The sequence below is a fragment of the Neobacillus drentensis genome (genome assembly GCF_036965245.1).
Taxonomy (GTDB): Bacteria; Bacillota; Bacilli; order Bacillales; family Cytobacillaceae; genus Neobacillus; species Neobacillus drentensis_G.
On record NZ_JBALPG010000003.1, the window covers coordinates 19,739 to 26,377 of the forward strand.

Consider the following 6,639-nt stretch of genomic DNA (forward strand, 5'->3'; position numbering starts at 1 on the left):
CTGCTTATCCTGTCCGAATAAGCCATGGATTCAGACTACCAAAGGCAATTTCCAGCTAATCCTGTCAGAAAAGGCCTCGCATTCGGACTATCAACAGGCAAATCCACATAATGATCAGCTGCCATTATCGGTGGTTTTTTCTTATTGCAAGATCGGGTGCTTTAGGTGAATAAGGAGAAACCTAATTTGATTATCATTTAGTCCATTGGAATATTAAAAATGGAGTGATAAACTGAAAGCAGTTTTACACACCAAATTCTATGTCATTTAACTGTTTTGCACCTAAAAACGGAAGCCTTCAATTTTGAAGGCGGATTGTTATTTTAATAAAAATAAAAATTGCTTCATAAGGTTGTTTTGATTTAAACTAAAAAACAAATGTAGAAACATGTGGTGAGTGATAGATGGAAAAACAAGTAGAAAATACATACGATATTATGGAGGTCTGCCTGCTTGCTGGGAAAATCATGCTGCAAAGCGGTGGGGAAACGTACCGGGTTGAAGATACAATGATGCGGATTGCCGCCTCTTTCGGTATTGAAAAAACGCATAGTTATGTAACCCCAACAGGTATTATTTTTTCAGCAGAAAGTTTGGAGCCAACAAGGACCAAGCTTATACGAATATCAGAGCGTTCCACAGACCTGAAGAAGGTCGCCATGGTGAATAGTATATCTAGAAGTATTAGCAGTGGGGAAGTTAATCTGAAGGAAGCCTTGGTGCAGTTAAAGGAAATTGATTCTCTGGACGTTACGTTTCCCTTTCGGATTCAAGTAGCTGCTGCCTCATTAGCCAGCGGTTGCTTCATGATTATGTTTAAGGGTGGCTGGAATGATTTTATCCCGGCTATGATATCAGGTGGAGCAGGTTTTTATAGCTTCGTTCGCTTCCACCGATTTGTCCCCATCAAATTTTTCTCAGAGTTTTTGGCATCCTTTGTGATTGGTTTACTTTCTTTTTTGTTCGTAAAAATAGGTATCGGTCATCAATTAGATAAAATTATTATTGGTTCGGTTATGACCCTGGTACCAGGCCTTTTGGTGACCAATGCAATTAGAGATTTAATGGCCGGGCATTTGGTTTCAGGTTTGTCCAAAGGAGCGGAAGCATTTCTGACGGCCTTCGCCATTGGTACGGGAATTGCCGTCGTATTATCGTTTTTATGAAAAAGTGAAGAGCAACGCAAGTTTAGCGCTTGATATACAATTTTGGGCAATGGATGAAGTGAAGCCTAGCTCTGCTCACACCGCCTTTATTAGGTGACTAGTGCTAGTACTCTGAATTGATTTCCATGGTAAGTGGTGCATGGAATGCCATATTGGTTTTTTATGAAGGTGAGGCGGATGTAGGGTGGAGATTTTTGCCCAGTTAATAACAAGCTTTATTGCTACGGGTGCGTTTGGAATCATTTTTAATGCGCCAAAAGAAACATTAGTGAAATGTGGACTGATTGGAATGGGGGGGTGGTTGATTTATTATCTTCTTGAAGGATATTTTAACGATGCCATTTTCGCAACTCTGATTGCTACCATTTTTATTTCCGTCTTAAGTCAGGAATTGGCAAAGTTTTATAAAACGCCCGTCATTATTTTTAGTGTCGCAGGAATTATTCCGCTGGTCCCAGGTGGTCTGGCCTATGATGCCATGCGGAACTTTGTGGAAAATGACTACAATGCTGCATTAGGATTAGCAGCCAAAGTGTTCATGCTTGCAGGAGCCATTGCATTCGGGCTAGTCTTTTCAGAAGTAATCAATCGAGTGATTCGAAAAATTAATCAATATAAAATACGGATAAAGAACCCCTTTTAGTTAAACACTATAAGGGGATTTTTATTAACTTGTGATAATTTTCCTTTATCGCTTTAATACTATTTGATATGGTTATATAATACGATATTAATAACTTAACTGTGTATCCCTACAAATTTTTTTACAAGGATTGGTATACATATCTATGAAAAAAATGGTGCTTATCAATATTATGCTATTGATATTATTAATTGGTCTAAAAACAATATCACCAGGCAAGTTTAACTGGGAGACTGTCGTTCAAGTGAAGGAAGCAGTACAATCTAAGACAAGTAAGGTTGTGTCTCAATTAGACACTAAACTACAAAATACAAGTAAAGACTTCCTTAAGGGTGAAGGGGACCCTTTAAGGAAAGATACAAAAAATAGTAAAGAGCCAATTTTTCCAGATAGTATGCTGCTGGATGTGCCATTATTTAATCAAATGGATCAACCTAAACTTTACAATGGCTGTGAGGTAACGAGCTTGGCGATGGTTCTTAACTATCATGGGATAAAAGTGACAAAAAACGAGTTGGCTAAAAATATAAAAACAGTCCCTTTAACCTATCAAAATGGAAAAAAGGGAAATCCAAATGTTGGATTTGTCGGAGATATGGAAAATGGTCCTGGATTAGCAGTTTACAATAAACCTGTATTTGAACTAGCTCAGAAATATACGGGAGATAGAGCAGTTAATTTAACGAATAGTTCCTTTAATGATTTGCTAAAAAAGGTGGGGCAAGGGCTACCGGTGTGGATAATTACAACCAATAACTTTTCACCAGTCTCGAATTTTCAAACGTGGGATACTCCGCAGGGAAAAATAGATATTACCTTTAGTGAGCATAGTGTCGTGATTACCGGCTATGATGAAAACTATATCTATGTAAATGATCCATATGGAGAGAAAAACAAAAAATTAAACCGCGAGAACTTTATTAAGGCATGGGATCAAATGGGTAAACAAGCGATTGTTATCGAAAAATAAAAAACATTATTTTTAAAAATTTCAGCTCTAAACATGGTGAAATGGGCGAAGGCAGAGGAATGAAATATCCCTCTGCCTTCTTTGCTTTGGATTCATTAAGAATCCATATCGTAACTTGTGTATGGTTGTGTTGTTTTTCAGCCATCGCAAGGTAAAAATTTTACTTTATTGTAATTGTTCATAAAAACAAGTTTGCCGCGGTTATTCTCCCACTTGATGGTTTTATACCTAAACGACGTAAGCCCTACCTCTCTTACATCCTAACGGCTCCGAAGCCGATCCAGTGTGAATAAGTTTTTATTTTAAAACATAAGCAGAATGCCAGAAAAAAATTCTTACATTGCGTTATCTCATCTATTACAAGTTACTTTTATGTGAAGCACAAATAATAATATTACATTAATTGGTTTGTTTTGTCAATAGTTGTTAGGATTTTTTATTTAGTCCCACTTGTAATTCATTAAAAGGAATAAATTAATTACGAATAAGAAGCAGCAGGAATGCTTGAATAAACTGCTGTCTATCGATAAATAGTTGCGCTTAATAATAACTTCGAATATCGAAATTATATTCTTAAAATAATATTTTAACGATACCAGAGAAAGAGGAACTTCCTTTGATAAAAAGGTAAATATCTTTTAAATATGGAAATTTCTTCGTTGGAAATAATTTTAAAATATTAAAATTTTTAAAAATATATTGCTTTTTTTCGAAAATGATTATATTATTTCGATATAGATTTTATAGTCTCTATTTTCTGAACATTTTGATATTAAACTCAGGGGGTACTCTATGAACTTATTTAGGAAGAAATCGATTCAGTCATTAATTCAAGAGGCCGGACAAAAAGAAGTAACTTTAAAAAAGGATTTAGGAGCCTTTGATTTATCCATGCTCGGTATTGGGGCAATCATCGGAACCGGGATATTCGTACTGACAGGAGTAGCTGCTGCAGAACATGCAGGACCCGCACTTATTCTATCATTTATTTTATCTGGATTAGCCTGCGTTTTTGCAGCCCTTTGTTATGCAGAGTTTGCTTCTACGGTTCCAGTATCGGGAAGTGCTTATACGTATAGCTATGCAACCTTTGGCGAGTTAATTGCTTGGATATTGGGGTGGGATTTAATCCTTGAATACGGACTCGCTTCATCCGCTGTCGCCAGTGGTTGGTCAGGCTATTTCCAAGGTTTGCTCGGGGGATTTGGTATTCATTTTCCTAAAGCCTTAACAAGTGCTTATGATCCGGTGAATGGGACGTTTATCGATGTTCCGGCTATTTTAATTGTTTTGATTATCACCTTGTTATTAACTCAGGGCGTAAAAAAATCAGCCCGTTTTAACACAATAATGGTCATTATAAAGTTAGCAGTTGTTCTATTATTTATCGGTGTCGGTGTTTGGTATGTGAAGCCATCTAACTGGACCCCATTTATGCCATTTGGTTTCTCAGGTGTAACGGCAGGTGCTGCTACCGTATTCTTTGCCTACATTGGCTTTGATGCCGTATCTACGGCTGCTGAGGAAGTGAGAAACCCGCAGAAAAATATGCCAATCGGGATTATTGCTTCACTTCTTGTTTGTACGGTTTTATATATTGTTGTTTCGGCAATTTTAACAGGAATTGTACCTTATCAACAGCTTGATGTGAAAAACCCAGTTGCTTTTGCACTTAACTATATTCACCAGGATTGGGCTGCCGGTTTCATCTCTCTTGGTGCCATTGTTGGTATTACCACAGTACTACTTGTTATGCTTTATGGACAAACTCGTTTATTCTATGCCCTCAGCCGTGATGGATTACTGCCAAAGGTATTTTCTAAGGTAGATAAAAAGAAGCAAACGCCAATGGTCAATTCATGGATTACTTGCTTATTGGTTTCAATCTTTGCCGGTTTAGTGCCATTAGGCAGGCTTGCAGAGTTAGTAAACATCGGAACATTATTTGCTTTCATGACAGTGGCAGTGGGGATTTTGTATCTTCGAAAAAACAAACTAGCACCAAAATCAGGCTTCCGGGTACCGTTTGTACCATATATCCCAATTCTAGCCTTCTTATTCTGTGGGTATTTAGCCCTTCAGTTGCCGGCAATATCTTGGATCAGTTTTGGTGTTTGGCTCGTAATTGGATTGATTGTTTACTTTAGTTATGGACACAAGCATTCAACCTTGAATACCTCAGTGGAGCAGATGAAAAAAGTAAGTTAAATAATTCTATTAAACATAAATGGGTAAAATAGAATAATAAAATGATAAGGACTTGCCAAAAGCAAGCCCTTTTTTTAGTGGATTTTATCGAAATCTGTCGAAAATCGGAGTTTTTTCTTTTTTATTGTCATTTTTTTCGTAAAAAGATGGTAAGATGGTAGGAGAGGAAAATTTTATTATATTTCCATTCGTTCATAGAACTAGACCAAGGAGCTACTTATATGGAGGAAAGCAGTAATAGTCCTAAATTAATCTACGAAGAGAAAAAGGCGATTAAGCTTTTTTTGTGGTTGTTTTATATCTTTTTTTTAGGTTATGATCTTTTTTATTATTATTTATTGCATAAATTCACGAATTATGGAAAAGTCGGGATTCCTGATGATGGGTTAGGGTTATGGCTTTATATTATCATTCTCTGCTTTTTGCCATTATCTATCTACATTATTAAAAAAGGTAACCCTTATCTTGTAAAGTACATTATCCTACTAAGCTATATAATTACTGATATTATTAATGCTCTCATGATATATTTTGGAACTTCATTAACCTTTGCGATGGGAAATATTGTGGACGTTTTATTTATATTTTTTTCTCCAATTTTTGTGAATAAAAAGTACTTTTGGAGCGCCTCTGTTGGTATTATTGGAAAGTATATTTTGTTAGGAGTAGTCCTGAAAGATCTCAATGTATTGCCACCAATATTAACAACTCTAATCATAGCTGCAATCGCATTTATTGTTTTAATTAGATTTTATTCATATATTAATTCCTTAACATATGTTCATGAAGAGCTTCGCCAAAAAGAAAAGCTCGCTGTCATTGGACAAATGGCTGCTGCGATTGGCCATGAAATTCGTAATCCACTTTCTTCATTAAAAGGGTTTACACAGCTACAACAGGAAAGGAATCCAAATTCAAATAACTATTATCCGATTATGATACAGGAAATCGACCGAATTAATTCAATTGTTAATGATTTGATGTACATCGGTAAACCTAGAGAATTGAAATTTGAAAAAACAAGTATTGAAGAAGTTATTGCCTATACCTTATCGATTACCCAGCAGCAGGCAGAAAGACAGGGAATAACCGTAGAGACTACAATGGTAGAGCCATTACCCCCTTTGAATTGTGATGTTAAACAACTAAAACAGGTTTTTCTTAATTTGATCAAAAATGCTATTGAATCCATGCCTGAAGGGGGAATGATGCAGGTACATGTTAAAGCTGTAGAGAGTCATAAAATGTATATTTCTATTCAGGATGAAGGCTGCGGGATTGCTGATGAAAATATCCTAAATCTTGGAGAACCATTTTTTACGACGAAAAAGGATGGAACAGGTCTTGGGTTAATGGTCACTAACCAAATCATCAAAGATCACAATGGCGAGTTAAAAATAGAAAGTGTCATTGGAAAAGGAACAAACGTAAAAGTTATATTACCAATAATACAGGAAAAAATAGAAATACATAATTCTACAATTATACAAATATCGGCAAAATAAAGTGTTCCAACGTCTTTTCCAATGGGATATAATGTAGAAGAATACTGGATATTGATAGATTTTGTAAATAGATAATATGGAAATATTAAATATTTGTAAATTCTGTTACTAGTATGTGTTAGTTACGCTTGGAGGTTTATATGATAC

The 6,639-nt window shown here is 35.8% G+C and carries 5 protein-coding genes; all 5 read left to right on the forward strand.

Features of this window, described 5'->3' with window-relative positions; all coding sequences use genetic code 11:
• The first annotated feature begins 404 nt into the window (after window positions 1-404).
• The 5 genes from V7150_RS00635 (at window position 405) to V7150_RS00655 (ending at window position 6,492) form a co-directional block, all read left to right on the forward strand.
• Window positions 405-1,166: a threonine/serine exporter family protein gene (locus V7150_RS00635; protein ID WP_335512600.1), complete on the forward strand. Its 762-nt coding sequence runs from the start codon at window positions 405-407 to the stop codon at window positions 1,164-1,166.
• A gap of 184 nt (window positions 1,167-1,350) precedes the next feature.
• Window positions 1,351-1,809: a threonine/serine exporter family protein gene (locus V7150_RS00640; RefSeq protein WP_335512602.1), complete on the forward strand. Its 459-nt coding sequence runs from the start codon at window positions 1,351-1,353 to the stop codon at window positions 1,807-1,809.
• Between the two features lie 172 nt (window positions 1,810-1,981).
• Window positions 1,982-2,779 (forward strand): C39 family peptidase, encoded by a 798-nt coding sequence (locus tag V7150_RS00645; RefSeq protein WP_335512604.1) that lies wholly within the window; start codon window positions 1,982-1,984, stop codon window positions 2,777-2,779.
• 792 nt (window positions 2,780-3,571) lie between these two features.
• The gene (locus tag V7150_RS00650; protein WP_335512606.1) at window positions 3,572-4,987 is read left to right on the forward strand and encodes an amino acid permease; all 1,416 of its coding nucleotides are present in this window, start codon (window positions 3,572-3,574) and stop codon (window positions 4,985-4,987) included.
• A 221-nt stretch (window positions 4,988-5,208) separates the two neighbouring features.
• Window positions 5,209-6,492: an ATP-binding protein gene (locus V7150_RS00655; RefSeq protein ID WP_335512608.1), complete on the forward strand. Its 1,284-nt coding sequence runs from the start codon at window positions 5,209-5,211 to the stop codon at window positions 6,490-6,492.
• The last annotated feature ends 147 nt before the right edge of the window (window positions 6,493-6,639 follow it).